The organism is Eubacterium sp. An3, assembly GCF_002159465.1.
GTDB lineage: Bacteria > Bacillota > Clostridia > Lachnospirales > Lachnospiraceae > Anaerobutyricum > Anaerobutyricum stercoris.
The window spans coordinates 51,973-75,077 of record NZ_NFIR01000018.1 but is presented as its reverse complement, the minus strand read 5'-3'; the positions used below and the strand labels follow the sequence as shown (position 1 = coordinate 75,077).

The 23,105-nt window shown below is 47.0% G+C and carries 25 protein-coding genes and 1 pseudogene; 10 read left to right on the top strand and 16 right to left on the bottom strand.

The window, feature by feature from the left end; genetic code table 11:
• The 5 genes and pseudogenes from B5F87_RS21215 to B5F87_RS13915 form a co-directional block, all read left to right on the top strand.
• Nucleotides 1-282, top strand: a pseudogene (locus B5F87_RS21215) (IS200/IS605 family accessory protein TnpB-related protein); the annotation flags it as partial.
• Between the two features lie 260 nt (nucleotides 283-542).
• Complete coding sequence (locus B5F87_RS13935; RefSeq protein ID WP_087282046.1) at nucleotides 543-809, top strand: hypothetical protein; 267 nt, start codon at nucleotides 543-545, stop codon at nucleotides 807-809.
• Between the two features lie 708 nt (nucleotides 810-1,517).
• Nucleotides 1,518-1,784, top strand: coding sequence for an AbrB/MazE/SpoVT family DNA-binding domain-containing protein (locus B5F87_RS13925; RefSeq protein WP_087282042.1), 267 nt, complete (start codon nucleotides 1,518-1,520; stop codon nucleotides 1,782-1,784).
• 16 nt (nucleotides 1,785-1,800) lie between these two features.
• The gene (locus tag B5F87_RS13920) at nucleotides 1,801-2,394 is read left to right on the top strand and encodes a tyrosine-type recombinase/integrase (RefSeq protein WP_087282039.1); all 594 of its coding nucleotides are present in this window, start codon (nucleotides 1,801-1,803) and stop codon (nucleotides 2,392-2,394) included.
• A gap of 90 nt (nucleotides 2,395-2,484) precedes the next feature.
• Nucleotides 2,485-2,781: a hypothetical protein gene (locus B5F87_RS13915; RefSeq protein WP_087282037.1), complete on the top strand. Its 297-nt coding sequence runs from the start codon at nucleotides 2,485-2,487 to the stop codon at nucleotides 2,779-2,781.
• A gap of 89 nt (nucleotides 2,782-2,870) precedes the next feature.
• Here the strand turns inward: B5F87_RS13915 and B5F87_RS13910 are convergent, their stop codons facing one another.
• The 10 genes from B5F87_RS13910 to B5F87_RS13860 form a co-directional block, all read right to left on the bottom strand.
• Nucleotides 2,871-4,742 (bottom strand): recombinase family protein, encoded by a 1,872-nt coding sequence (locus B5F87_RS13910; protein ID WP_242964480.1) that lies wholly within the window; start codon nucleotides 4,740-4,742, stop codon nucleotides 2,871-2,873.
• A 105-nt stretch (nucleotides 4,743-4,847) separates the two neighbouring features.
• Nucleotides 4,848-5,015 (bottom strand): transposon-encoded TnpW family protein, encoded by a 168-nt coding sequence (locus tag B5F87_RS13905; RefSeq protein ID WP_083256431.1) that lies wholly within the window; start codon nucleotides 5,013-5,015, stop codon nucleotides 4,848-4,850.
• A 397-nt stretch (nucleotides 5,016-5,412) separates the two neighbouring features.
• The gene (locus tag B5F87_RS13900) at nucleotides 5,413-5,646 is read right to left on the bottom strand and encodes a helix-turn-helix domain-containing protein (RefSeq protein WP_069988586.1); all 234 of its coding nucleotides are present in this window, start codon (nucleotides 5,644-5,646) and stop codon (nucleotides 5,413-5,415) included.
• Nucleotides 5,647-5,651: 5 nt separating this feature from the next.
• Complete coding sequence (locus B5F87_RS13895) at nucleotides 5,652-6,080, bottom strand: sigma-70 family RNA polymerase sigma factor (protein WP_165450577.1); 429 nt, start codon at nucleotides 6,078-6,080, stop codon at nucleotides 5,652-5,654.
• Nucleotides 6,081-6,624: 544 nt separating this feature from the next.
• Entirely contained in the window at nucleotides 6,625-7,989 is a 1,365-nt protein-coding gene (locus B5F87_RS13885) for a HAMP domain-containing sensor histidine kinase (RefSeq protein ID WP_087282031.1), read from the bottom strand.
• On the bottom strand, nucleotides 7,980-8,639 hold the full coding sequence (locus tag B5F87_RS13880; protein ID WP_087282027.1) for a response regulator transcription factor: 660 nt from the start codon (nucleotides 8,637-8,639) through the stop codon (nucleotides 7,980-7,982). The genes B5F87_RS13885 and B5F87_RS13880 overlap by 10 nt, the downstream gene beginning before the upstream one ends.
• A 58-nt stretch (nucleotides 8,640-8,697) precedes the next feature.
• The gene (locus tag B5F87_RS13875; RefSeq protein WP_087282025.1) at nucleotides 8,698-9,516 is read right to left on the bottom strand and encodes a NisI/SpaI family lantibiotic immunity lipoprotein; all 819 of its coding nucleotides are present in this window, start codon (nucleotides 9,514-9,516) and stop codon (nucleotides 8,698-8,700) included.
• On the bottom strand, nucleotides 9,509-10,222 hold the full coding sequence (locus B5F87_RS13870) for a lantibiotic immunity ABC transporter MutG family permease subunit (RefSeq protein WP_087282023.1): 714 nt from the start codon (nucleotides 10,220-10,222) through the stop codon (nucleotides 9,509-9,511). Before B5F87_RS13870 ends, B5F87_RS13875 begins: the two co-directional genes overlap by 8 nt.
• Nucleotides 10,223-10,948, bottom strand: coding sequence for a lantibiotic immunity ABC transporter MutE/EpiE family permease subunit (locus tag B5F87_RS13865; RefSeq protein ID WP_087282020.1), 726 nt, complete (start codon nucleotides 10,946-10,948; stop codon nucleotides 10,223-10,225). It lies immediately after the preceding gene.
• Between the two features lie 3 nt (nucleotides 10,949-10,951).
• Nucleotides 10,952-11,653 carry a lantibiotic protection ABC transporter ATP-binding protein gene (locus B5F87_RS13860; protein ID WP_087282018.1) on the bottom strand — a complete coding sequence of 234 codons (702 nt, stop codon included), beginning with the start codon at nucleotides 11,651-11,653 and terminating at the stop codon, nucleotides 10,952-10,954.
• A gap of 211 nt (nucleotides 11,654-11,864) precedes the next feature.
• Here B5F87_RS13860 and B5F87_RS13855 point away from each other — a divergent pair, with 211 nt between their 5' ends.
• The 4 genes from B5F87_RS13855 to B5F87_RS13840 all read left to right on the top strand — a co-directional run bounded on the left by B5F87_RS13855 (nucleotide 11,865) and on the right by B5F87_RS13840 (nucleotide 14,478).
• Entirely contained in the window at nucleotides 11,865-12,233 is a 369-nt protein-coding gene (locus tag B5F87_RS13855; protein ID WP_087282016.1) for a helix-turn-helix transcriptional regulator, read from the top strand.
• Nucleotides 12,234-12,488: 255 nt separating this feature from the next.
• Nucleotides 12,489-12,818 carry a plasmid mobilization relaxosome protein MobC gene (mobC, locus tag B5F87_RS13850; protein WP_069988592.1) on the top strand — a complete coding sequence of 110 codons (330 nt, stop codon included), beginning with the start codon at nucleotides 12,489-12,491 and terminating at the stop codon, nucleotides 12,816-12,818.
• Entirely contained in the window at nucleotides 12,779-14,110 is a 1,332-nt protein-coding gene (locus B5F87_RS13845; protein WP_087282014.1) for a relaxase/mobilization nuclease domain-containing protein, read from the top strand. Before mobC ends, B5F87_RS13845 begins: the two co-directional genes overlap by 40 nt.
• Nucleotides 14,107-14,478, top strand: a complete 372-nt coding sequence (locus B5F87_RS13840; protein ID WP_087282012.1) for a cysteine-rich VLP domain-containing protein — start codon at nucleotides 14,107-14,109, stop codon at nucleotides 14,476-14,478. Before B5F87_RS13845 ends, B5F87_RS13840 begins: the two co-directional genes overlap by 4 nt.
• A gap of 267 nt (nucleotides 14,479-14,745) precedes the next feature.
• Here B5F87_RS13840 and B5F87_RS13835 read toward each other — a convergent pair whose 3' ends face one another.
• The 4 genes from B5F87_RS13835 to B5F87_RS13820 all read right to left on the bottom strand — a co-directional run bounded on the left by B5F87_RS13835 (nucleotide 14,746) and on the right by B5F87_RS13820 (nucleotide 19,761).
• Nucleotides 14,746-17,190 (bottom strand): ABC transporter permease, encoded by a 2,445-nt coding sequence (locus B5F87_RS13835; RefSeq protein ID WP_158097055.1) that lies wholly within the window; start codon nucleotides 17,188-17,190, stop codon nucleotides 14,746-14,748.
• A 13-nt stretch (nucleotides 17,191-17,203) separates the two neighbouring features.
• Nucleotides 17,204-17,869, bottom strand: coding sequence for an ABC transporter ATP-binding protein (locus B5F87_RS13830; RefSeq protein ID WP_087282008.1), 666 nt, complete (start codon nucleotides 17,867-17,869; stop codon nucleotides 17,204-17,206).
• Nucleotides 17,870-18,040: 171 nt separating this feature from the next.
• Nucleotides 18,041-19,072, bottom strand: a complete 1,032-nt coding sequence (locus B5F87_RS13825) for a HAMP domain-containing sensor histidine kinase (RefSeq protein WP_087282006.1) — start codon at nucleotides 19,070-19,072, stop codon at nucleotides 18,041-18,043.
• Entirely contained in the window at nucleotides 19,069-19,761 is a 693-nt protein-coding gene (locus B5F87_RS13820; protein WP_087282004.1) for a response regulator transcription factor, read from the bottom strand. Before B5F87_RS13820 ends, B5F87_RS13825 begins: the two co-directional genes overlap by 4 nt.
• 826 nt (nucleotides 19,762-20,587) lie before the next feature.
• Between B5F87_RS13820 and ltrA the strand changes: the two genes are divergently transcribed.
• Nucleotides 20,588-21,979 carry a group II intron reverse transcriptase/maturase gene (gene ltrA, locus B5F87_RS13810; RefSeq protein WP_087282002.1) on the top strand — a complete coding sequence of 464 codons (1,392 nt, stop codon included), beginning with the start codon at nucleotides 20,588-20,590 and terminating at the stop codon, nucleotides 21,977-21,979.
• 62 nt (nucleotides 21,980-22,041) lie between these two features.
• On the opposite strand, the gene B5F87_RS13805 is transcribed toward ltrA, so the two are convergent.
• Together B5F87_RS13805 and B5F87_RS13800 are read right to left on the bottom strand one after the other, a co-directional pair.
• On the bottom strand, nucleotides 22,042-22,284 hold the full coding sequence (locus B5F87_RS13805) for a helix-turn-helix domain-containing protein (protein ID WP_087282000.1): 243 nt from the start codon (nucleotides 22,282-22,284) through the stop codon (nucleotides 22,042-22,044).
• Nucleotides 22,281-22,712: a sigma-70 family RNA polymerase sigma factor gene (locus B5F87_RS13800; RefSeq protein WP_087281999.1), complete on the bottom strand. Its 432-nt coding sequence runs from the start codon at nucleotides 22,710-22,712 to the stop codon at nucleotides 22,281-22,283. Before B5F87_RS13800 ends, B5F87_RS13805 begins: the two co-directional genes overlap by 4 nt.
• Between the last annotated feature and the right edge of the window lie 393 nt (nucleotides 22,713-23,105).

The following is a 23,105-nucleotide window of genomic DNA, read 5'->3' as shown; positions in this document are numbered from 1 at the left end:
CTCGCTTATGACGGTTCCGGGAAGGTCGCGCGCGGGAAGGATGCGGGCTTTTCCTCCGCCAGCCTCTGCCGTTTTTCCACTGGGAAGGTCTACAACTGCGACCTTTCCGCTTCAAAAAACATCGCGGCGCGGTATTTCATCCGTGTCCTCTTAAAATCCATTCCTGCGAAGGAAAGGTTGCTGACCCAGGCAAAAGTCCCTGGGCTCAGCAGACGGACCAGTTGCGTCCTGGCTACACTCATTCGTTTTACTGCGGTGCTCGGCACACTGAAGGCGGCGTAAGCTGCCACGTGACTGAGTGGCTGAGGAAAAACGGTATCTGTAGTCGGGCATCCCATGCCGCCTAAAGCGGCAGTCAGGCAGCTTTCCATACGAGACATCTTAGTGCCTGATGTGATGGGAAGCCCCGCCTATAATCTTGTATTTAGGCGGGGAGGGTTCACGTAGAACATAACTGTTTAGTCTTTTCTGGAAAAGAGATTGCCGAAAGAACGGAGAATGCGATCCCAGAACATTTCTTTTCCCTTAGGGAGTATATTGATATGATGATGGATGCACAGAAAGCGACTTTGGTTGATGACCGGGAACAGGCGGATATTGTTCTTTCCATGGGGAAGGAAGAAGGCTGCGTGAGTCTGATCGATAACAATTTCTTCCTGGACCAGCCATCTGTTTCAACATTAACCCCTGTCCAGCAAGAGCGGGAAGTACAAGACGCTCATATCGAATCATTGGAAAATGATCGAATGGATGACAGAGAAGAAGATTCGAATATAATAGTCTTTGAGGATTACTCACTTAACAGATAATTCAAAAAAAACCTTTGTCAAAAGACATTGGCTTCTTTTTTTTGAAAATAATACATATGTTTCTGCAATACATCCGGTCAGATATAACTCCGGGTTTCCGTGCAACGGCGCCGAATCAAGGATCTGTAACGTGTGTTCAAATAGGATCGAACGTTCCGTATTCATGTTGTTTTTTCCTTCATTGCTGAAATCTTGACATGGGCTGCCATGGACAACAATATCCGGACTCAAATCCCAGATACGGATATTCTGCGGTTTTGGGTCACAATCAAAAATCTGATTATAAGCCATCACTGCATAAGACAGCACTTCCACATAATCAATAGATCTCGGATCATACCCGACATTTTGTAATGCCCTTCGCGGCGCTCCAATCCCACCGAACAGTTCCAACAGCTTCTATGGCTGCTCATCCATATCCGGATCAGCGACTCCCTTTTCAGACATCATTGAAAAATCCAAATTCTGGAAATCCATGATTACGTCTTTTTCTATTCTTGCTTTTGCCATTGGTAATATGGCGTGTCCATTTCGATTTTTTATGCAAAAGAAATGATTTCTTTTTTGCGTGGAAATATCCTTCTATTTTAATTTATGGTATAATTTACTAAAAGTGTAAAGGAGTTTTTTGTATGAAGTATGTAAGCACAGAATTAATTGATCATATGTTGGAGATAAAAAATCTTACATAAGCAGAGGGAGAGAAGTATGACAAGCACAGGAATCGTTAGGAAATTAGATCAGCTGGGACGGATTACATTGCCAAAAGAATTGCGGAAAAGTTTTGGTATTGAAGAAGGAACCCCTTTGGAATTTTTTACTGACGATGATAAAATTATCGTCAAAGTGTATCATCCGAGTGATATCTTTACTGGTCGATGTGATGATCTGATCGAATATAAAGGAATGCGGGTATCTAAAGCTTCGATTCGGGAAATGGCACAAATTGCCGGTTTTTCCGTATCTGAATTATAAAAGAAAGGACGCTGATATGAGAAATATTGGAAATGACCACAAAGTATTGTTAAAAGAAGATGTCATTCTGCTATTACATGCTGCTCGTAATGAAATGGAGAAAGCAATGATAGCTCTCGCTGTTGGTGCAGGGGCAAGTGTAAGTGAGATGGCAGAATTGAAAGTGGAAGATTTTGTACCTCACAGGTACGATATCAAATTATATAATAAGAAGCAGGGTAAATATAGGACAGTAACCGTAACCAACGTCGTATCATCAATTCTTAAACGATATTTATCCCAGCGGAAGGACGTTAATCCGTATTTTTTTCCGGCAAGGAAACCAGGTGGGAAAACTTTGGGCAAATGGTGGGAAGACCCTGAAAATGTATCAAATGATGAGAGTATGGCAGAGATAAAAATCAGCGCAAAATTATCCCAAATTATACGAAAATCTGGGGTTGAAAATGTTACAAGCTATACTTTAAAATGGACCGCTGAGTTTGCGCGAAATGCAAGAAAAGAAAGAAGAGAGGAAATATCAGCACTCGCTGCGATATTATGGGTTGATAATGAAAAGGCTGAGAAGATTTACGAAGAATATCGTGGAAAGTTTGACATTGGGATGTAAACAAGAATTTTAAGAATAAGAGCGGGAATTTCAGGCTAAAACTGAAAGACAGTTGGCATGAAATGTCGATTTCTTAGGGGAGGAGTGTTTATGTATCAATTAAGAAAAGTGAGCGTATGTCAAAAATCTTCTATAAGAGACATTTCTTTTGCATTAGGACATTATAGGTTTGGTTTTGAAAATTGTACCGTATCTCAAGAAACGTATAAAAATAACGAAGAAGTTATCATCATCAAATATTCCGACGGCACGCTTTCCGGGGCATTAAGAAAATATCCAACACTGGAAGAAACCGTCAGAGACTGGAAATACGTTATGATACAAAATGGGGAGGAAGAAGAGCAAGTCCAAATTGCCATTGACAAAATCAAACCTTTTTTTGAGTAATTGAAAGTAAAATAATTTTCCTAAAAAAACAGATACCCGCTTAGGGGCGGTGACGTAAGAAAACATTTATGTGAGAGAATCGGCGTAGTTTAGGCTACGCCGGTTTTCTTTTCTTTTTGGGCTGCTTGGGATTGCTCCCTTGCGTCCTCAAAATCAAATGCACCAATGAAGTTATAGACGATCTCAATTTCTCTGACCTTGATGCGCGGCTCGTTCTCGTCCGGCGTGTAAACCTCGGAGATATAAATTTTCTCCACAAACTCCCGGAGAACAGAGGCGTCAAGCTGCTGCATATCAGTGTACTTCCTGACCGCTGCAATAAACTGTCTGACATTGACTTTCTGCTTTTCCTGTTCCTTGACTTCTTGCCGAAGATATTCGACAAGGTTTGTAAGGTTGGTCTGTTCCAATTCATAGTCACGGGACAGTTTGATGAAACGCTCGTCAGAGAGCTTGCCGGAAATGTTATCCTCATACAGTCGCTTGATGATAACATCCAGCTCGGCAATCCGCTTTTGTGATTGCGCCAGAGTGTCTTTCTTTTGTGCCAGCTCCTTGTCCCGTTCCCGCAGGCTTTGATCCGCCGCCCGCTGCACAAAGTCGTCCTCATACTGTGTCACATACTGAATGGCTTCCCGCAGGTTCCGCAGCACGATTTCTTCAAGAACGACGCGACGGATAGAGTGGGTCGAACATAAGGTGCGGTCTTTGCGATAGGTAGAACAAATGTAATATTCCTGTTCTGGCTTGAAGTGATTGGCCCGGCACAGATACATCTTTCCGCCGCAATCTGCACAATACAGCAGGCCGGAGAACATTCCCATGTCGCCCATCTTGGTAGGACGGCGGCGGCCCTGCCGGATTTTCTGGACGATCAGAAACACGCTTTCCTCAATGATGGGTTCCTGTGTGTTCTCGAAGATCACCCATTCCGATGGGTCGTTCCACAGCTTTTTCTTGCTCTTGAACGATTGTTTGGTGGTTTTGAAGTTTACCGTATGGCCCAAATAGTCAAGGCGCTCCAAAATCCGTGATACCGTTTCATTCGTCCACTTGTAAGGATTGGCCGTTGGTTTGTTCGCTACCGGCAAGCCTTTTTCATAGGCGTAGGCAGTAGGGTTCAGCACCTTGTTTTTTTGCAGCCATTTTGCAATCTGCGTCGGCCCCATACCGTCCATGCACAGTGCAAAAATCTTTTGGACAACGGCGGCAGCTTCTTCATCCACGATCCATTGTTTTTTATCCTCCGGGTCTTTCTTGTACCCATAAGGCGGGATAGTGGTGAGGTGTTCGCCGGAGCGTCCTTTGGATTGCCATGTTGCCCGGATTTTCTTGCTGGTGTCCTTGGCGTACATTTCATTGAATACGTTGCGGATGGCGGTAAACTCGCTGTCCCCGCGCACACTGTCCACACCGTCATTGACGGCAATAAAGTGGACGCCATACTCTGGAAATAACATTTCCGTATACATCCCGACTTGCAGATAGTTACGCCCGAACCGGCTCATATCCTTAACGACAACGCGCTTGATCTTGCCCGCCTTGATGTCGGCAAGCATCCGCTGGAATCCGGGCCGGTTGAAGTTGGTTCCCGAATATCCGTCGTCCTCGTCGTAGTGGCGGATGGCAGTATAGCCGTGATCCCGGCAATACTTTTCCAAAATCCGCTTCTGGTTGCTGATACTGTTGCTCTCGCCGTCCAGCTTATCTTCTTGGGAAAGACGCTCATAGCAGGCGGTAATGCCCTCGGCTTCCTCCTGCGGCTGGCTGTGGACATAGAATTGCAGCACCGTGTTTTGGATGGCCGTCTTGGTTTCCTCGCTCAACGGCGCGTCGTTGGATACGCGCTGAAAGGAAGTGACTGGCTGTTGGTACATTTGATTGTCAAGGTTCAAAGTAGTATCGTTATTCCGTGTCGCACGGGGGTTCCGTGCAATCACCATTTCCGGCTGTTTGCTCATAAGTTCCTCCTATTCCGCAGCCGGAAAACGAGGCATGATACAAGTATATTATACCATATCATGCCCCATCCGTCTGCTTGTAGGAAATGAAAAAATCTTTAATTTTTAAGTGGCTGCCTTGCTCAAATCATTTTGAAGCAGCCGACGGATTTTCTTGACTGCGGTTTCTTTCGCGCCGTCTTTGACGGTCGCTTTCACAATATATCGAACGCCTCCGATCTCGTACTGACGTACTACGGGGGCGGTCTGGTTCTGACTTGTTACTGTACTCATACAGTAATCCCCCTTTCGCTTACATTGGTGTAAAACGAAATGGGCAGTACGGACGGCTGCTGGCACAGCTCCACGGGAATCTCACCCCGGCCCATGCTGATGGGTGCGCCGCGCAATGCTTTGAGGGCGTTCAACGCGGGAGTATCATTGTCTTGCCTGTACGTCGTCGCCCACAAGTTGCCACACTTGTTTTACAGCCCGGTTTGATCGCTCCGCTTTTTTCCTATGGGAAAAGCCTCATGGCGCACCTGCCGCACGGCTCGGCACAGACAGAATGTGTCCGTTTGCCCTATGATGCGCCGCTATATACGGGCATATTTTTCAAAGAACTGTGACGCCACAGACCTTTTGCTGGCGGGGAAAGGGTAAGCCGCTGCATCCAGCCGGGCGATTATCGTTAAACTTTAACGATAGCTTGGATCAACCTGATTTCTAAGCACCGTTTCATGTACTCGTCCACGCATAAATGAGGATAGCCGTCCTCGTCATAGAGCGTCCGGGTACACAGACAATTCATGTAATTGTCATAGTACCGAAGCAACCGTTCTACGGCTTGGGGATCGCCTGCACGGGCGGACACATACACTGAAAGGGGCAAAGGCTCTTTGCCTTTGTAGGCAGGTTCTTTCATCCGCGTCAACCTCCTTCCGGCATGAGCGCCATCAATTTTACACGCAACTCTTTCAGTGTCTTTGTCCTGTGGCGCTGGACGGCGCTGCGGGACATCCCTGTGAGGCTGGCGATCTCGCCGTCTGCCATATCCAGTACGCAGTACAGGATCAAAATGCTTTGTTCCTGTTGCGGCAGGTTGGCAAAAGCGTCGGCCACAAGCTCGTTGTCGATATGTAAATCGTAACCATGAGAGCTAAACACAAAGCTGTCGCTGGGATAGCGGTCTACGGTGCAGAGCTTGTCCAACTCATGCTGCGGCAGGTCGCTGAACATCGTTTCACGATCTCTTTGACGCTTCATATTCCGCAGATAAGCCCGTGCCTCGTTCTTCAACACTTTTTTGCAAAAGGCATCAAACTGGCCTTGTCCATAGTCGCGGGGGATAGCTTCCATCATTCTCACCCCCTTTCTGTTGGGGGATTGGGTGGTTCTCTCCCTTTCCGCTACTACTAATCCTGCGATACCCTTTGCTGCCCGCTGCACGCCTCCTTTTTGGACTTTTTTTGGAAAAACTTCCAGAGCAAATTTGAAACCGCAGGAACCGACAAAAAACGCCCAGCAGGTCGTAGACCCACCGGGCGAAATATAAAGAGATATGAAGTTGTATTACATGGTATAGTTCATACTGTTGGCCGGAGCTGACCCCTGTTGGGTACAGGCTTTTTTTAATAAGCTATGCTTTTGAAAGACATGACATATCAGCATGGCGGCTCCCTCCGTGGGCCGCCGATCCTGTGCTGGGCAAAAAGAAGAAGCGGCGGCCTTGATTTCTCAAAGCCGCCGCTTCTCTTATAGACGTGTCAAAGGACTGCTGCACGACGGCTTTTTTTTCTTGGCCGTCGTCCGGCAGATGATTTCTTATGTGCTTATCATAAATTGTAATTTTGAAGATTTCATAAAGATTTGAAAAAAGGGCGGCTCATAGCCGCCCATAAATTCAAAATGGAATTGAGATTGTAACCTGCGCCCCGCCGGTCTTTTTGGAGTTGTTCAAAATAAGCTGACCGCCATGTTGCCGGACAATAGACTTTGTGATAAACAGGCCCATTCCAAAGTGCAGGTTAGAACTACGGCTGTGATCTGCCATGTAAAATTGTTCCTCTGCGTGCAGTAAATCTTCCTGTGAGAAGCCGGGGCCTGCATCCGTTACGGAAATTTGCAGACATCCTTTATTGCCTGTTATCGAGATAGAAATGTAGCTATCTTGTGGGGAATAATCCAGCGCATTGTTCACCACATTCATAATTGCCCGTTCCAACAGCAGCTTATCCGCAGACAGGAGAGCAGGCAAGTGTTCTATTTCCATCTGCAACCCAATTTTTTTCGTCTGGCACAGTGCGTCAATCTGCCCCCGTAACTGCTCCACATAGGCAGGCAGGTCAACATTTTCCATGCGAAGCTGATAGCCGGTTGCTGCCCGTGAAATATCAATCAGTGTCCGAATGTATAGCTGCATCTGTTCGGAACTGTTGCTGATATATTCGGCATATAAACGCTGTTCCTCGTCGAGTTCTGTTTCGCTGATAAGGTCTGCATTTCCCTGAATAACTGTCAGGGGCGTTTTTAGATCGTGGGCAAGCGCGGCAATCTGTTCTTTCTGCATCTGTTCGGCTTTCCACTGTTGTTCCAAAGAGGATTTCAGGCTTTCTTTCATACGAGAAAAGGAAGCCAACACATCCTCAAATTCTTTGATGTTTGAATGGCCCACCTCAAAATCAAGGTTCTGTTTTGCCACCTCCGAAGTAGCTTCAAACAGCGGAACAAGTTGTAGCCGCAGTTTCTTGGCAAATCTGGTGGTCAGAAATAGACAGACAAAAATACCACCCGCTGCGATCAATACAATCAGCAATATATCCGGGGACGGTAGATGCTCATTCAACCACTCATTTGTATATTGAGCGCCAATATAATATTGCAAGACAACATACTCATTTTCACGGGTGACAAGCAGGTATCTTTTTTGCAGGTTTTGGTCGCTGGCACCTGTGGTCGCATACCGCATGGCCTGCTCCAACTCATTTTCATCCAAGGTGGTTTCAATAAGTTGGTAGTTTTTATCCAGCAGCGCATATTCAATCCCCATCGGTATTTGAACATCAGATAAATCCGGCGTAGCCGCAAGGATCGGTGCAAGTTCGTTTGCCCGGATTTCTGAATAGTCCCCATAGGTGGTAAGCCCGAAAGTCGTGCTGACGGTCATAAGCAGAAACGGAATAGCAACTGCGCCAAGTAAACCGCCAAGCAGCATAAATAAGAAGCGCCAAAAGGCTGTTTTCAGTGATGCAGCTTTCTTCATTCCCATTTGTACCCAATCCCCCAAACCGTTGTGATTGGCTGAATATCAAAATGGTTCAGCTTTGCCCGGATATTCTTAATGTGGGTGGCAATCGTGGAATTATCACTTTCCCCGTCCAAACTGAAAACAGCCTCGTAAATCTGTTCCCGTGTAAACACCTGCCCTTTATTGCGGGCAAGAAATTCACAGATCATATACTCGCTTTTGGTAAGGGACACGGTTTCACCGTCTACCTGTACCGTTTTGGCCGACAGGTCTATTTTAATACGGTCAAAGTTCAGGCTGCTATGACGTTCCCTCTGTTCCCGGCGTATATGTGCGTTTACTCTGGCCCGCAGCTCTGGGATGCGGAAAGGCTTTGTCAAATAATCGTCAGCGCCAAGCCCCAGACCAAAGGTGATGTCATTTTCCATCGTTTTAGCCGTAAGGAATAGGATCGGGCAGTCAACCATATCCCGGATTTTTTCACAGAACGAAAAGCCATCGGTTCCGGGCATCATAATATCCAGTATGATTAAATCATAGCGGTTCAGCTTATCCAATGGCACCTGCTCCGCAGATGTATAGCCCGCAACCATGTGTCCATCCTTTTGCAGTCCGTTTTTTATCAGCTCCAAAATGGGCTGTTCGTCATCTACTGCAAGAATCGCAGCCATTTTCCCGCCTCCTTTCGTCGAAATCTGTACTTATCATTATACCACAAGTTAAGGGAAATTACTGTACCCTTGCAATATGGTACTGATTATTTACTTTTACGGCAATGGCGTCCGTCGGATCAGTGCCGGAAATCTCATACACATCCATATAAAACCAGCGTTCCCGCTGCTGTTCGGCAGAAGAACCCGTCCAATCAATTTTGTTCTGTTCTTCCTTTGAAAGTGGACGCTTGCTGTCTGCGTCAAAAGTTATGGTTTCGTTCAGAATATCCAGATACGCCCCAAGCTGCTCCGTTGTTACGGTTTCCTCTGTCACCTGATAAGTGCGCTCTCCGCAGGTCAGTTGTGTAGCATTTTGCGGATTAACTTCATAACTGTCACCTGTATTTTCAGCGACAGCTTTGAAATCAAAGACTTCATCCGCTGCTGTAAGCTGGTCGCTCGGCACCGCTTCGTGGTATCCACCATTGACATCCACAATCAGGTGAGAGGCATTATTGGGAGCCGCATACACATTCAAAAACGGGATGATGTATTTGGCGTCCGGGGCTTTGTCTGCCAGATCGGACAGGGTTTCAAAAGTGGCAGTTTCAATCGCTTCCTGAACCAGAACAGTTCCGTCCTTATCCACCGCTGCAAGCTGCCGGATGTACCCAAGCCATTCTCCAAGTCCGTCATTGGAAACGGTATTATTGAGAATGGTGTACGTTTCCTCTTTGTAAGTAAACTGCGTCACATCTTCACTGACTAAGTAACATTGCTCTTTGCCGCTGGAATAGTCCTTGATCCCGTCTTGCAGAATAGAACAGCCAGACAGGACGCAGCAGAGGCACACCATGAGAAAAATCCCCTTGAAAAATTTTATCGTGCTATTCATTATTCTTTCGTCCCTCCCAACAAGAAAACCAATGAAGAATGGTAAGTAAAATGCCCACAGATAATGCGGCAATCAAAATCCACTGTGCGGTATTGGCAGCCAGCCTACCATACAACACGTCATGCACCCAATTTACAGACCACGAAAAAGGGATCAGCCTCCAAGGGCCATGCAATTCAATGTTACTGTATAAGATACATTGCAGACATTCAAATACGCCCCAAAACAGGGAAATGCCCAATCCGAATTTCAGACTAAGGAACAGGTGCAATGCGTATATTATGAAGCTGCCTATTGCCAGTCCAAGCACGGATTGTAGCAGCAAACCCCACGGCATAATTCCCGCCCCAATCGCAAACAGCGTAAAAAGTAGCGTCAAGGAAAAGATGCCCGACAGGTACAGTGCAATGAACTTTGCCAGCAATACTTTCCGGCGATCCGGCACCACCAACAGACTTTGAAAATGCGAGGCCCGTTCTTCCTGCGTGATATTCAGACCGACAATAATGCTTATCAAAAGTGGAAATACCATTGCCGTCAGTTCCAGAAGCAAACGCAATTTTTTCAATTCATCGACATTCTGATAAAGCAGAAAATAAAATACAAACAGAATGGCCCCCACTATGGGGATCGCAATATGAAGCCCCCAATAGGATGTGTGCCGTTGTTTTAGGAAATCGGCACGGATCAAAGCGATCATTCTCATTTACTTGCCCTCTTTCTTTGAAAAATTAGCTGCATCCCAAAGAGTGAGCAAGACATACAGGATCACCGAGAACACCAGTGGTAACAAAACTTGCCACGAAAAATCCGCGACACCTGCAAAGGTTCCATTGCTTTCAATCCCCATAAGCAGCTCCGCCGTTTTCGCAGCCCAGCAATAGGGACATACCCATGCAATAGCTGTATTTCCAAACAGAATAGGCATGAGAATCCCCAGCAGAGTGTTTGCTACAATCGGGATCAGAAAGCCGGTTTTCCGGGCCAGAAGCAAGCAGACGGGGATTTGCCAGATCGAGGCAAATATTAAGGCAATACTTCCCGCAAAGTTCCGTCCCACAGAATAGACAGCCAAAGCCGGGGAAATCAAATTGCTTACTGCGGCAAAAACAGCCAAGAATAGTGCAGCTACAATCAATTTCTCAATCAGGATCAATGCCTTTGCATATTCAAATTGTTTCAGGTTGATAGGTGCAGATAATACAGAATAATACTTTCCGGCTCGTTCTTCTTTTTGATGGGCAAGCGAACAAAGGATTGCAATGGTTCCGGGAAGAAGAAACGCATACCACCAGTAAAAGGTCATATACTGGAAGCCATAAAAGCCACCAACGATCCATGCAAAAACAGCCGTCAAAAGAGGCGCAATAAGCAGCAGTTTATTTGAAATTGTCCGCTTGAATTTTAGATGTTCTGCTTTCAGGTAATTCATTGTTTACACCTCCTTGTGGTGGCGTTTAACCACATCCATAAATAACTGCTCCAAATTTTCGCCAGTGAGAAGCTCATTCTCATATCCCAGCACGCCATTGGCAATAATCCCTACATGGTCGGCAATCTGCTGGACTTCCGACAAAATATGGCTGGACAAAATCACAGTAATCCCTTTTTCCGGGAAAGAACGGATCAGCTCTCGCAGTTCTTCAATGCCTACCGGGTCAAGACCATTGGTCGGTTCGTCAAGAATTAAAAGCTGCGGATTGTTCAGCAAGGCAATGGCAATGCCAAGCCGCTGCTTCATACCGAGGGAGAATTGTCCGGCCCGTTTCTTTCCTGTATCGGTCAGACGGACAATGTGTAGGACTTCATCAATCCGTTTATCCGGCAGTCCCAGCATCGTTGTCCGAACTTTCAGATTTTCGTATGCGGTCAAGTTTTCGTACAAGGGCGGTGTTTCTATCAATGCACCGATCTGTGTTAAATCGCCGCGCTGCCACGGATGGCCGTCAAACTCGATACTGCCGGAAGTAGGTTTCAAGATGCCTGTAATCATTTTAAGTGTGGTAGATTTTCCTGCTCCATTTGGCCCCAGCAGACCATAGATAGAATTTCTCCGAATGTTCAGCGATACATGATCTACGGCCATCTGCCCTTTGAAGTTTTTGCAGAGGTCGGTTGTTTTCAAAATAAAATCCATATCCCAAAATCCTTTCTTCTGATTTTAAGGATAGGATACAGGGCAACTTTGAAGATTTCATAAAGATTTCCTAAGTACATATTCCGTCAAATGATCCGCAGTATCAAAACTTACCTCAAAAGAAATATGAATAATAAAGTTTAATTCACCTGCATATAACAACATTCCATCGAGATACTATGAACTATACAATGTAAATGGGTGATGTTATATGGCGAAAGTTGAAGATTGCCCCGGCTTTGAAACTTTCGGCGCGGATGTGAAAGCTGCGCGGAAAGCAAAGCACCTGACGCGCAAGGTGCTGGCCGAAATAGTGGGAATTGAATGGCGCTATCTTGCCAATATTGAAAATAAAGGCACGATCCCCAGCCTCCCGGTTGTGATCCAGCTTATCAAAGTCTGCGGGCTTCTCGTGGAGCAGTATTTCAACCCGGAAATCATACGAGGGGACAGCGAACAGCGGCAGCGGGTCAGCCACAAGCTGAAACTTTGCCCGGAACACTATTTACCAGTCATTGAAGGCGCAATCGACGGGGCGCTGAAAATTGAACAATCAGCGAAAGAAACGGGGGATGTGTGAAAGCATCCTCTGTTTTCCGTTTTGCCAGAGGGCCGCAAGGCTCTCTTATTTTTTGCCCTTTTTTCAGAGAAATCCCGTATTTTGCGGGCAGTTGGACGTGTTGGGAGCGTTTTAGTAGCGGAGAAGAAGAAACGTAGCAAGCATAGGAAGTGTAGCCACACTTCCGAAAACCGGCCCGCCCCTGTCCCTGCGGGCCGTGGCCGGTTGCTTGTTGGGGAAAGCCCCAAACCCCTGTTCAGAAAGGACGGTGAATGAATGGCAAACCGAACACGAAACATTGTGCTGCGCGTCCCTGTGACGCCGGAAGAACGGGCCTTGATCCAGCAGAAAATGGCCCAGCTCCACACGAAGAACTTTTCCGCCTATGCCCGGAAAATGCTCATTGATGGGTATATCGTCCACATGGACACCAGCGACATCCGGGCGCAGACCGCCGAGCTGCAAAAGATCGGCGTCAACGTCAATCAGATTGCCCGGCGTATCAACAGTACCGGGACTGTGTACGCGCAGGACATTGAGGACATCAAAGGGGCGCTGGCGAAGATATGGCAGTTACAAAGATACATCCTATCAAGTCAACGCTGAAAAAGGCGCTGGACTACATCGAGAACCCGGACAAGACCGAGGACAAAATGCTGGTGTCCTCTTTTGGCTGTTCCTATGAAACAGCGGACATAGAATTTGAAATGCTGCTGGCGCAGGCGATCCAGAAAGGCAACAATCTGGCCCACCACCTGATCCAATCCTTTGCCCCCGGCGAGGCTACGCCGGAACAGGCCCATGAGATCGGCAAGCTACTTGCCGACGAAGTGCTGCAAGGCAAATACTCCTATGTGCTGACAACCCACATCGACAAGGGCCACATCCACAATCACCTGATTTTCTGTGCTGTGGATATGGTGAACCACCGCAAGTACAATTCCAACCGGCAGAGCTACGCCTATATCCGACGCACCAGTGACCGGCTGTGCCGGGAAAACGGTCTGTCCGTGGTACAGCCCAGCCGAGATAAGGGCAAGAGCTATGCGGAATGGGATGCCGGGCGCAAGGGCAAGAGCTGGAAAGCCAAACTGAAAGCCGCCATCGACGCCGTAATCCCGCAGGCCAAAGACTTTGACGATTTTCTCCGGCTCATGGCGGCACAGGGCTATGAGATCAAGCAGGGTAAATTTATTTCGTTCCGCGCCCCCGGACAGGAACGCTTCACCCGCTGCAAGACGCTGGGCGAGAACTACACCGAGGAAGCCATCACCAGCCGGATCAAGGGGCTGGCCGTGGACAGAGGCCCGAACCGGCAGCGCAAGGGTATCACCCTGCGGATCGACTTGGAGAACAACATCAAGGCCCAGCAGAGTGCGGGCTATGCACGTTGGGCAAAGCTCCAAAATTTGAAGCAGGCCGCAAAGACAGTGAACTTTCTTACCGAGCATGGCATAGAGCAATATGCCGAGCTGGAAAGCAAGGTCGCGCAGATCAGCGCGGCCAACGACGAGGCGGCTGCGGCCCTCAAAGACGTGGAACATCGTCTTGGGGACATGGCGGTGCTGATAAAGAATCTCACCACCTACAAGCAGCTCCGGCCCGTGGTGCTGGAATACCGCAAGGCCAAAGACAAGGCCGCGTTCCGGCGCGAACATGAAAGCCAGCTCATTTTGTACGAGGCGGCAGCAAAGGCCATCAAGGACGCCGGGATCACAAGGCTGCCCGATCTGTCCGCCCTGAAAGCCGAGTACCGGGAGCTGGACAAGCAGAAAGCGCGGCTGTACGAACAGTACGGCGAAGTCAAGCGAGAGCTGAAAGAATACGGCATTATCAAGCAGAATGTGGACAGCATTTTGCGGGTGACGCCGGGAAAGGAGCAGGCACAAGAGCTATGAGCATACCGAGAATGAATTACCCTCAATACCGCAAGGCCCGGAAGCTGACGCATGAGTGCTGCAACTACTGTGACGGGAACTGCCTCTTGCTGGACGACGGCGAGGAATGTGTGTGCGTCCAGAGCATTTCCTATTCGCTGCTGTGCCGGTGGTTTCGTGCCGCTGTTCTCCCGCTGGACGGGGCGCTGTATGCCGAGATCATCCAGAACCGGGACAACGTGAAGCGGTGCGCCGTGTGCGGGGCTGCATTTACACCGAAATCCAACCGGGCCAAATACTGCCCGGATTGCGCGGTGCGGATGCGCCGGAAGCAAGAGGCCGAAAGGCAGCGGAAAAGATACCTGCAAGCTACGCAGTTAAGCCGCTGAATAGGCCACCATAGCGGGCTTCTGGCGGACGGTTGACGGGTCGGCAATAGGATTGCTTCAATCCCCGCCGAAACAGGCTTTGAAATGCGTAGAATACCCCCCACAGGAAAACGCCGGGCGCAGGGCCAGCAGGCCGCCGCGTCCGGCACCGGGAAAAAGAAAGCGGCGGCTTTGATTACTCAAAGCCGCCGCTGATCGTATGGCGTGTCAAAAGGGCCGCTGTGCGACGGTTTTTTCCTTTTGCCATCGTCCGGCAATGTTAGGTTATTATTCTTGTGTACGGAGCCTATCTATCAACTTACCTTTAATTGTTGTTTGAAATGCCAGTTTTCCGACTAAAAAGTTTGTAATAATTACAACGCCTAAAAATGCACCTACGAGTAGCCACGGATACTGGAATTGAATACAATGAGAAGTGTTTTCAATATAAAAACATATTCCTGCACTTAATAGGCTTCCTAATATAAGGGTAGATAGTAAAGCTATTTTAAGATAAAAATGTTCTTCTGTTGAAATCATTTCCTGTTGCTGCTTTTTTGTCATACCCACAGATTGCAGTAAAGCCAATTCCTGCTTTCGTTCCAACAAATTTGTAAGTTGAGTATTTGTTAAACTAATCACACTGAAAAGGAACAAAATCAATGCAATCATAAATAGGGGCTGAATTTGCATATCAAACAAAGCCTGTCTTGTACTGACACTATTCTCTAAAGTATATAGGTCAAGTTGGTCGTTCATATCGGATAGTCCTTTGACGGCCTCAGATACTTGCTGCTCGTATCCAGCCTCCGAACTGATTGAAACAATGCCTGTTTGATCCACAATCCCTGTAAAGTTTTGAGCAGTTACATCCGTAACATAAAAATCGCTTCCAGACGACAGGGGCAATATTTGTTGTTGCTCTCCCTGCTCAAAAATTCCTACAACAGGAACCTCCATGTGAAATTGGTTGCCGTTTGCATCTGTCCCAGAGAGTTGAACAACATCGCCTATATTAAGACTTGAGGCCCCCTGTCGTACAAGAATACCGTTCTTTGTATTCAAAGTATCATAGTCAGAAGTTCCCTCTATGAGCGCGTCCGAAATCATAGCACATTGTTCTTGCGTTAGGGTTGATGTTAGGCCCCCTGATCCCGCAATGGAAGAAAATAAAGTATTCTCTTGATATTGAATATAGAGATTGACCGCATTTTCAGCGGTAACTTTTTCAACGCCTTTAATACTATATAGCTGACTAATCAATTCGTCGTTCAAGGGATTATTCTCCCGCTGCAATTTGGACACTCTATCCTCGGAGTTTCCACTTGTGTCAAATGTAGATGTTTCAACCGACTGTATTCTCAGCTGCAAATCCCCATTGGGAAACATAAAAAATCTTGCCATTCTTTCGGCATTTAATGAGTTAGCAACCGTAACAACCGTGACAAAAATAATTCCACTTAAAGACAGCATGATCGTGGTTAGTATTGTTTTTTTCAGGCTTCGCCGTAGATTTATTTTCCCTAATATTTGAGGGGTTAATTTATGTCGAGCTTTTCTTTTTGATTTTGAAGATTTGGCTTTTTTCCCATTATAGAAAGTAAATCTCGTTCCCTCTAAGGGGGATACATTAGCAGCTATTTTAGTTGGAACGCGAACCGCAAGTAAAGCCATAAAACAAATACATATAGCTACGATAAAACCATACCAAAGGAAGTTGTTTACACGGAAACCATTGCTATTACCCAAGAAGCCTATAACACCGCTGATAAAAACACCACCGATAACACCTTTAGCAAGCATTGAGCGACTTTCTGCCCACATCATTTTTTTCATCTGTTTTTTGGTAAGCCCAATAGTACGGAGCTGTCCAAAATTTCTTACATTTTTAGAAACAGACACATAGAAAATACTATAAATAACGATACCGGCGAGAACCAGCACCGTCAGTGCAACTGGCAAAATAGTGGTAATTGTGCCTCCTGTATCACTTCCACTCATAACTGCATAATAATCATTAACGATTTGGACAGATTGCTCTAACACTCCGCATCTTTGAGCTAAATCCTGTCCCATGCTCTGTAAAACGGGAATATCTATAACATCGGTATCTAAACGGACGTATGCTGTTCGTGGTATTACTCCATCCACAGCTATTTCCTGCGCTTTATCTTCGCTAACCCATACAAAATAGTCGGTTCCGTTGGAAGTAGAATTAACAATGCCTACAACGGTGTATTCTTCGGTATCGCCTAACCCTGTTAAGTCTAAATTGATTTTGTCACCGATTTTTACATCCCTTTGAAAATATTCGATATAGCTTTGTTGTAATAGTATTTCATTATTTTGTGATGGGAATTGGCCTGTAAATTCCACGCGCTCTTGATTGCGGAGTTGTGTTTCATCCTCATACAGCACATTAAGAACAATATCGTTTTGATATGAAAAACCTAATCCCGCATATATGCCCACCCATTCGACTTCGGGCTGCAATTTTAATGCCTCTAATTGTTCGGGCTGCGTGATTGCCACTGTGATTTGAGCTTTTGTCCGCTGAGTATCCTTATGTGCTTCGGAAAAGCCTACCAAAATAAGAATTGTGGATAAAATAAGAATTGTAGATACCGCTATGGTAAGGGTTAATATTCTTCTTGTAGTTTTTTCAGCCTGCAAAAAGCGTTTCGCCAACTTTTTTGTAACTGCACTTGTATCATTTTCAAACGGCCATGTCATTTTTTTCACCTCCTTAGCCAACGATCTTTCCGTCCTCAATTCGTACAATCCGATCTGCAAGGCGGGCAATATCATTGTTGTGGGTAATCATAACCAGCGTTTGATGAAATTCATAGCTGGTTCTTTTTAATAGCCCTAACACATCGGCACTGGTTTTGCTATCAAGATTGCCAGTTGGTTCATCGGCTAACACAATAGCAGGTTTTGTAATCAGTGCGCGTGCAATCGCTACACGTTGTTGCTGCCCACCAGAAAGATTATTGGGCATATTGTTGAGTTTATCTTCCAAAGCCAACATACGGACAACATCTTGTATGAATTTTTTATCTGGTTTATCTCCATCCAGTTCTACCGGCAGAACAATATTTTCGTAGACATTGAGGACAGGGACAAGGTTGTAATTTTGAAAAATAAAGCCGATATTACGACGTCGGAAAATTGTGAGCTGTTCATCATTCATCTTTGCTAAGTCTTTATCTCCAACGATAACTTTGCCAGAAGTGGGGGTGTCCAATCCACCCATCATATGCAGTAAAGTGGATTTACCACTGCCAGATGTACCAACAACAGCTACAAATTCGCCCTCGTCTACGGACAAATTTACACCATCTAATGCGTGTGTTACGCTTGGTTCCACACCATAATACTTTTTTAGATCAATCGTCTGTAAAATTTTCATACTTGAAACTCCTTTCAAATCAAAATTTTATTTTTGATAAGAAAAGTATAAATTATAAATGTCACAGAAATGTCCGAAGCGTTCAGAGTTTCGTCAAAAAAACAAGCTGAATTGTTACAATTCTCGGACATTCAAAAACGGCGGGCAGTTCCAAATACTGCCCGCCATTCTCTACCTTACAGGAAGCATGAGGGAAAATTCAGAACCTTTCCCCAACTCAGAAACGACTTTGATATAACCACCTTGACGTGTCACAATTTCACGGGTTAAATATAGGCCAATTCCTACGCCCGGCTGGTCATGTATTTCTTCCTCTCGATAAAACCGTCGGAATATCGTCGCTTGATTACTTTCAGAAATACCCTTGCCAGTGTCAGCCACTTTTATTTCTACATACATTTCCCATTGTTTTACAGTAACGGCAATCCTGCCGCCCGCTGGTGTATATTTTACTGCATTATCCAACAGGTTAAAAATGGCTTCTGTTGTCCATTTGCTGTCATGGGCAACCGTCAAGTTTTCGGGGCAATCTACGGAAACGCGAATCTGTTTCTTCTCTGCGGTATATACAATCCCACTCATAGCTTGGGCGATAGTATCAAAAAGGCGTCCGTCTTTTTTCTCCAAACGGATTACACCTGTTTCCAGACGAGATGTTTTGACAAGTGCCTGAAAGAGAAAATCCAGCTTGTCCGTTTGATTAAGAATCCCGCGAAGAAACTCGGTACGTTCTGTTTCTGATACAGACCTTGCTAACAAAGTATCCGTTACCATTTTTAGATTGTTAATAGGTGTTTTTACCTGATGGGAAATATCCGACACAAGAACTTGAAGCTCTTGCCGTTCTGCATCTACCTTGCGTTGGTTCTCCTGCATGATCTGATAAAGGCGGGAAAGTCGGTGGTTGATCCGCGCTAAAAGTGTTTCGCTGTCATCTATGATTGCAGGTTCTTCTTTTCCGTCTATCATGTTATCCAGTGTTTGGCACAGATTAGCCGCGAACAGAGAAAGTCGCTTTCCAAAAATTTGTGTCAAAACCGATAACCCTATCAATGAGCAAAGAATCAATAAGATGCCTGCAATCAAAACAGATAGTTGTCGCGTCATTCCAAATATGACCAAAGTAATAGCAGCCATAAACAATGTTGTTCCGACGAACACTAAAAAGAACAGACGCTTGATTGGAACGGTGTTCAGCTTCATTTCGCCTCGCCTCCCGTCCATTGATAGCCCATCCCATAAATGGTTTTGATGTAAGGCGCACCGCCGTCCGTTTCAATCTTGCTGCGAATCCTGCTGATAGAGGTCGTCAAAGTATGTTCGTCTACAAAGCGTTCTTCGGTATCCCACAACTTTTCCAATAGTTGCTGTCGGGTAAGAACTTGCTTCGGATTTTTACGAAATAGATTGAGCATTTTGTATTCCATCGGGGATAGCGTCAAAGACTTCCCATTTAAGGTTGCCGTCTGTTCGGAGAAATCCAGAAATAACCGTCCGTCATCGTAAATGTCCTTTGCAGGTTTGTGATGTTCCAGCATGGCAAACATAGCTTTTATTTTACGCTGCAAGGCTCCAATAACAAACGGCTTGGTAATATAGTCTACGGCTCCCACTTCATATCCCCGTATCTGGTCGCTCTCCTGATCGTTGGCTGTCAGAAATATTACAATGGTGTCCGGCTGTTCCGGCTTAATCAACCGGCACAAATCATATCCATTTCCATCTGGCAGGTTGACATCAAGCAAGACCAAATCAAACTCGTGTGCATTTAGAATGTCGGTGGCCGTCCTTGCATTTAGAGCAGAAGTCACCTCGTATCCGTCAGCAGTCAAATTATAAGCTAACATCTTATTCAAAAAACTGTCGTCCTCGACAATCAAAATCTGTTTCATTGTTTCACTTCCTTTGAGCTTTTTTATAGTATAACAGAGAAATGTCCGTAAAATGTTACAGCATAGAGTATTTTCCTTTTCTTTGATTATATGAGAACAAGAAAGTTAAAGCAAGGAACAGAATATGAATTATAGAGTGTAGTAGAACCACAAACTATACATCATAAATCAAACTCTAATAGGCAGCGGAAAAGATACCTGCAAGCTACGCAGTTAAGCCGCTGAATAGGCCGCCGTAGCTGGCTTCTGGCACACGTTTGACGGGGCGGCAATAGGATTGCTCCAATCCCCGCTGAAACAGGCTTTGAAATGCGTAGAATACCCCACAGGAAAACGCCGGGCGCAGGGCCAACAGGCCGCCGCGTCCGGCGCTTTCTTAGTGCGCCTGGCGGCGCACGTTTCTTAAGGGTGCAAGTCCCAAATCCGCCCGGTAGTGGGAAGGATATAGCCGAAGGCAAGGGTGTCCACCGTGAGGTGGAATCTGAAGGAAGCCGGATGTGGGGAACCTACTAACCCATGGGCAAACCTCTGGTCTGACGGACAGAAACCGTATATAAGGCTGTATATGAGGGTAAGTCTGCTAAGCAAGATGAAGCCCAATAGCTACACGGAATCATGTGCAGTAAATGCGGCAGATGGATGGAGGGAAAGAAACGTGTGGTACCCAGGGAGGTCTGTATGGAACGCCCTGAAAAGGATAACCGTTATCGAGAGGTAACGCTGAACGTACAGAAGTCAGCAGAGGCCATAGTAGCTGTTTTTTTTTCAGTGAAGGGCTGAATCAATAGGAGTCTTTAGTACGACTGGGAAAGGAGGAATGAGCAGAATGGGTACAGAAAACAAGGAAAGCTGCTCGCAAAGAGATAGCGCGGAACGCAAAGGGTATGCGAGAGCGCACCGCTCATTCAACCGGATATGGAAGGAAAGGGACAGTGCAGAGCCGGACATCTTAGGTAAGATTCTGGACAAGGACAACCTGAACAGGGCTTACAAAAGAGTGAAGGCAAACAAGGGAGCGCCGGGAGTGGATGGAATGACCATCGAAGCGGTGCTGCCATGGCTGAGGGAGCATAACCGTGAACTGGTAGAAAGAATTAGGAGGGGAAAATATACCCCATCTCCTGTCAGGAGAGTGGAGATCCCGAAGCCGGACGGGGGGATACGAAAGCTTGGTATCCCCACCGTCATAGACCGTATCATCCAACAGGCGATGCTCCAGCAGCTCATGCCAATCTATGAGCCGTTGTGCTCGGAAAATAGCTTCGGCTATCGTCCGGGGCGAGGAGCAAAAGACGCTATTTTCAGGATAAAAGAGTATATCGGGCAGGGATACACGAGGGCGGTAGTCCTTGACCTGTCAAAATACTTTGACACGCTGAACCACACAATCCTGCTGAACCTGTTGAGAAAGCAGGTGAAAGATGAAAGGGTGGTGCAGATGGTGAAGCGGTACCTGAAAAGTGGCGTGATGGAGAACGGTGTTGTAACAGAGACGGAAGAAGGCTCCCCGCAGGGAGGAAACCTATCCCCGCTGTTAGCAAACGTGTATCTGAATGAATTCGACTGGGAGTTCCACAGACGGGGCGTACCGTGTATCCGTTATGCAGACGATATCGTGCTGCTGGCGAAAAGTGAGCGCGCGGCGGAACGGCTGCTGGAATCCAGTACGAAATATCTGGAGGAAACGCTGAAGCTGAGAGTGAACCGGGAAAAGAGCCGGACGGTCAGTGTATACGCAATCCGAAATTTTAAGTTCCTTGGCTTTTGTTTTGGGAAGAACGGAAGAGGAATTTATATCCGAGTCCATGGGAAGTCATGGAAGAAGGCCAAGGTTAAACTGCGCCAGCTCACTTCCCGGAGCAGGTGCGGGAGCATAGTCCGGACTATGGGAAAGATAAAAGTCTACATGAGAGGATGGCTGAACTATTACGGAATAGCGGACATGAAGAACAACATCGAAAGCCTGAACGGATGGCTGTACCGCCGGATACGGATGTGTATCTGGAAACAGTGGAAACTGCCCAAAACCCGGAAGAGAAAGCTGATAGGCCTGGGATTACCGGAATGGGCGGCCTGTGAGGGAGCATACAGCCGGAAAGCGTACTGGCGGATGGCGGGAAGCGGTGTAGTACAAAGAGCTTTAACAAAAGAAAGACTGATAAACTGGGGCTTTTATGACTTAGCCACAGCCTATCAGTCTCTGCACATCAACTATTGAAACCGCCGTGTACCGAACGGTACGCACGGTGGTGTGAGAGGACGGCGGCCAATCACCGCCTCCTACTCGATTGGGCTGTTCAGGATGGCCCGGATCAGTCTGCTTTGTAATCGGCGCTTCATGTACTCGTCCACCCGTACACGGGGCGAACCGTCCAGATCGTAGAGCGTCCGGGTACAGAGCTTGTCCATGTAGCCCTCATAGTACCGCAAGACACGCTCCACGGCCAGAGGATCACCGGCGCGGGCCGCCTCAATCACAGACAGGAGCAACAGCTCCCGGCCACAGAAAGTCGGCTGCTTCATTTCGGGTTCCTCCTTTCGTCCTCCAATCGTTTCCGTAATTCGTTCAGGGCCTTGGTACGGTGCCGCTGGACGGCGCTGCGGGACATTCCCACAAGGCTGCCGATTTCACCGTCTGCCAGCTCCAACACACAATGCAGGATCAAAATGCCTTGCTCCTGTTCCGGCAGGCTGGCAAAGGCGTCAGCCACCAGCTCGTCCCGGATATGCAAGGTATAGCCATAGGCCGTGAATAGGAAGCTGGCACTTGGGTATTCGTCCACTGTGCAGAGCTTGTCCATTTCATGCTGCGATAAGGCGCTAAACTCGATTTCCCGGTTCCGCTGGCGGGCCAAATCTCGCAGGTGGGTTCTGGCCTCATTGCGGAGAACGGTTTTGCAGAAAGCGTCAAACCGGCAGCGTTCTCCATAACCATCAGGCGTGTACTTCATCTTCTCACCCCCGATCTGCGGGAGAGTGAGAAGCCGGGGCCGGTTGCGTCGCCCCCTGTGTCCATGTTCCTGCGGCAGCTCCGGCCCGCACCGAAAAACCGCAGGAACCGACAAAATTCGCCCGGCAGGTCGTAGACCCACCGGGCGAATATGAAAGCATTATGAAGTTTTCTTACATGGTATAGTTCATACTGTTGGTCGGAACTGCCCACTGTTTGGTACAGGCTTTTTTTAAGAAGTTATGCTTTTGAAAGACATGGTATATCAGCATGGCAGCTCCCTCCGTGGGCCGCCGATCTTGCGCTGGAACCAAAAAGCGGCGGCCTTGATTATTCAAAACCGCCGCTGGGATATGTAGAATGAGCGCACAAAATCAACCTGCCTCGCAACGGT

Coding starts and splice junctions, on each gene's coding strand:
- B5F87_RS13935 (WP_087282046.1), top strand. CDS start 543: ATGATGATGGATGCACAGAAAGCGACTTTGGTTGATGACCGGGAACAG.
- B5F87_RS13925 (WP_087282042.1), top strand. CDS start 1,518: ATGACAAGCACAGGAATCGTTAGGAAATTAGATCAGCTGGGACGGATT.
- B5F87_RS13920 (WP_087282039.1), top strand. CDS start 1,801: ATGAGAAATATTGGAAATGACCACAAAGTATTGTTAAAAGAAGATGTC.
- B5F87_RS13915 (WP_087282037.1), top strand. CDS start 2,485: ATGTATCAATTAAGAAAAGTGAGCGTATGTCAAAAATCTTCTATAAGA.
- B5F87_RS13910 (WP_242964480.1), bottom strand. CDS start 4,742: ATGAGCAAACAGCCGGAAATGGTGATTGCACGGAACCCCCGTGCGACA.
- B5F87_RS13905 (WP_083256431.1), bottom strand. CDS start 5,015: ATGAGTACAGTAACAAGTCAGAACCAGACCGCCCCCGTAGTACGTCAG.
- B5F87_RS13900 (WP_069988586.1), bottom strand. CDS start 5,646: ATGAAAGAACCTGCCTACAAAGGCAAAGAGCCTTTGCCCCTTTCAGTG.
- B5F87_RS13895 (WP_165450577.1), bottom strand. CDS start 6,080: ATGGAAGCTATCCCCCGCGACTATGGACAAGGCCAGTTTGATGCCTTT.
- B5F87_RS13885 (WP_087282031.1), bottom strand. CDS start 7,989: ATGGGAATGAAGAAAGCTGCATCACTGAAAACAGCCTTTTGGCGCTTC.
- B5F87_RS13880 (WP_087282027.1), bottom strand. CDS start 8,639: ATGGCTGCGATTCTTGCAGTAGATGACGAACAGCCCATTTTGGAGCTG.
- B5F87_RS13875 (WP_087282025.1), bottom strand. CDS start 9,516: ATGAATAGCACGATAAAATTTTTCAAGGGGATTTTTCTCATGGTGTGC.
- B5F87_RS13870 (WP_087282023.1), bottom strand. CDS start 10,222: ATGAGAATGATCGCTTTGATCCGTGCCGATTTCCTAAAACAACGGCAC.
- B5F87_RS13865 (WP_087282020.1), bottom strand. CDS start 10,948: ATGAATTACCTGAAAGCAGAACATCTAAAATTCAAGCGGACAATTTCA.
- B5F87_RS13860 (WP_087282018.1), bottom strand. CDS start 11,653: ATGGATTTTATTTTGAAAACAACCGACCTCTGCAAAAACTTCAAAGGG.
- B5F87_RS13855 (WP_087282016.1), top strand. CDS start 11,865: ATGGCGAAAGTTGAAGATTGCCCCGGCTTTGAAACTTTCGGCGCGGAT.
- mobC (WP_069988592.1), top strand. CDS start 12,489: ATGGCAAACCGAACACGAAACATTGTGCTGCGCGTCCCTGTGACGCCG.
- B5F87_RS13845 (WP_087282014.1), top strand. CDS start 12,779: ATGGCAGTTACAAAGATACATCCTATCAAGTCAACGCTGAAAAAGGCG.
- B5F87_RS13840 (WP_087282012.1), top strand. CDS start 14,107: ATGAGCATACCGAGAATGAATTACCCTCAATACCGCAAGGCCCGGAAG.
- B5F87_RS13835 (WP_158097055.1), bottom strand. CDS start 17,190: ATGACATGGCCGTTTGAAAATGATACAAGTGCAGTTACAAAAAAGTTG.
- B5F87_RS13830 (WP_087282008.1), bottom strand. CDS start 17,869: ATGAAAATTTTACAGACGATTGATCTAAAAAAGTATTATGGTGTGGAA.
- B5F87_RS13825 (WP_087282006.1), bottom strand. CDS start 19,072: ATGAAGCTGAACACCGTTCCAATCAAGCGTCTGTTCTTTTTAGTGTTC.
- B5F87_RS13820 (WP_087282004.1), bottom strand. CDS start 19,761: ATGAAACAGATTTTGATTGTCGAGGACGACAGTTTTTTGAATAAGATG.
- ltrA (WP_087282002.1), top strand. CDS start 20,588: ATGGGTACAGAAAACAAGGAAAGCTGCTCGCAAAGAGATAGCGCGGAA.
- B5F87_RS13805 (WP_087282000.1), bottom strand. CDS start 22,284: ATGAAGCAGCCGACTTTCTGTGGCCGGGAGCTGTTGCTCCTGTCTGTG.
- B5F87_RS13800 (WP_087281999.1), bottom strand. CDS start 22,712: ATGAAGTACACGCCTGATGGTTATGGAGAACGCTGCCGGTTTGACGCT.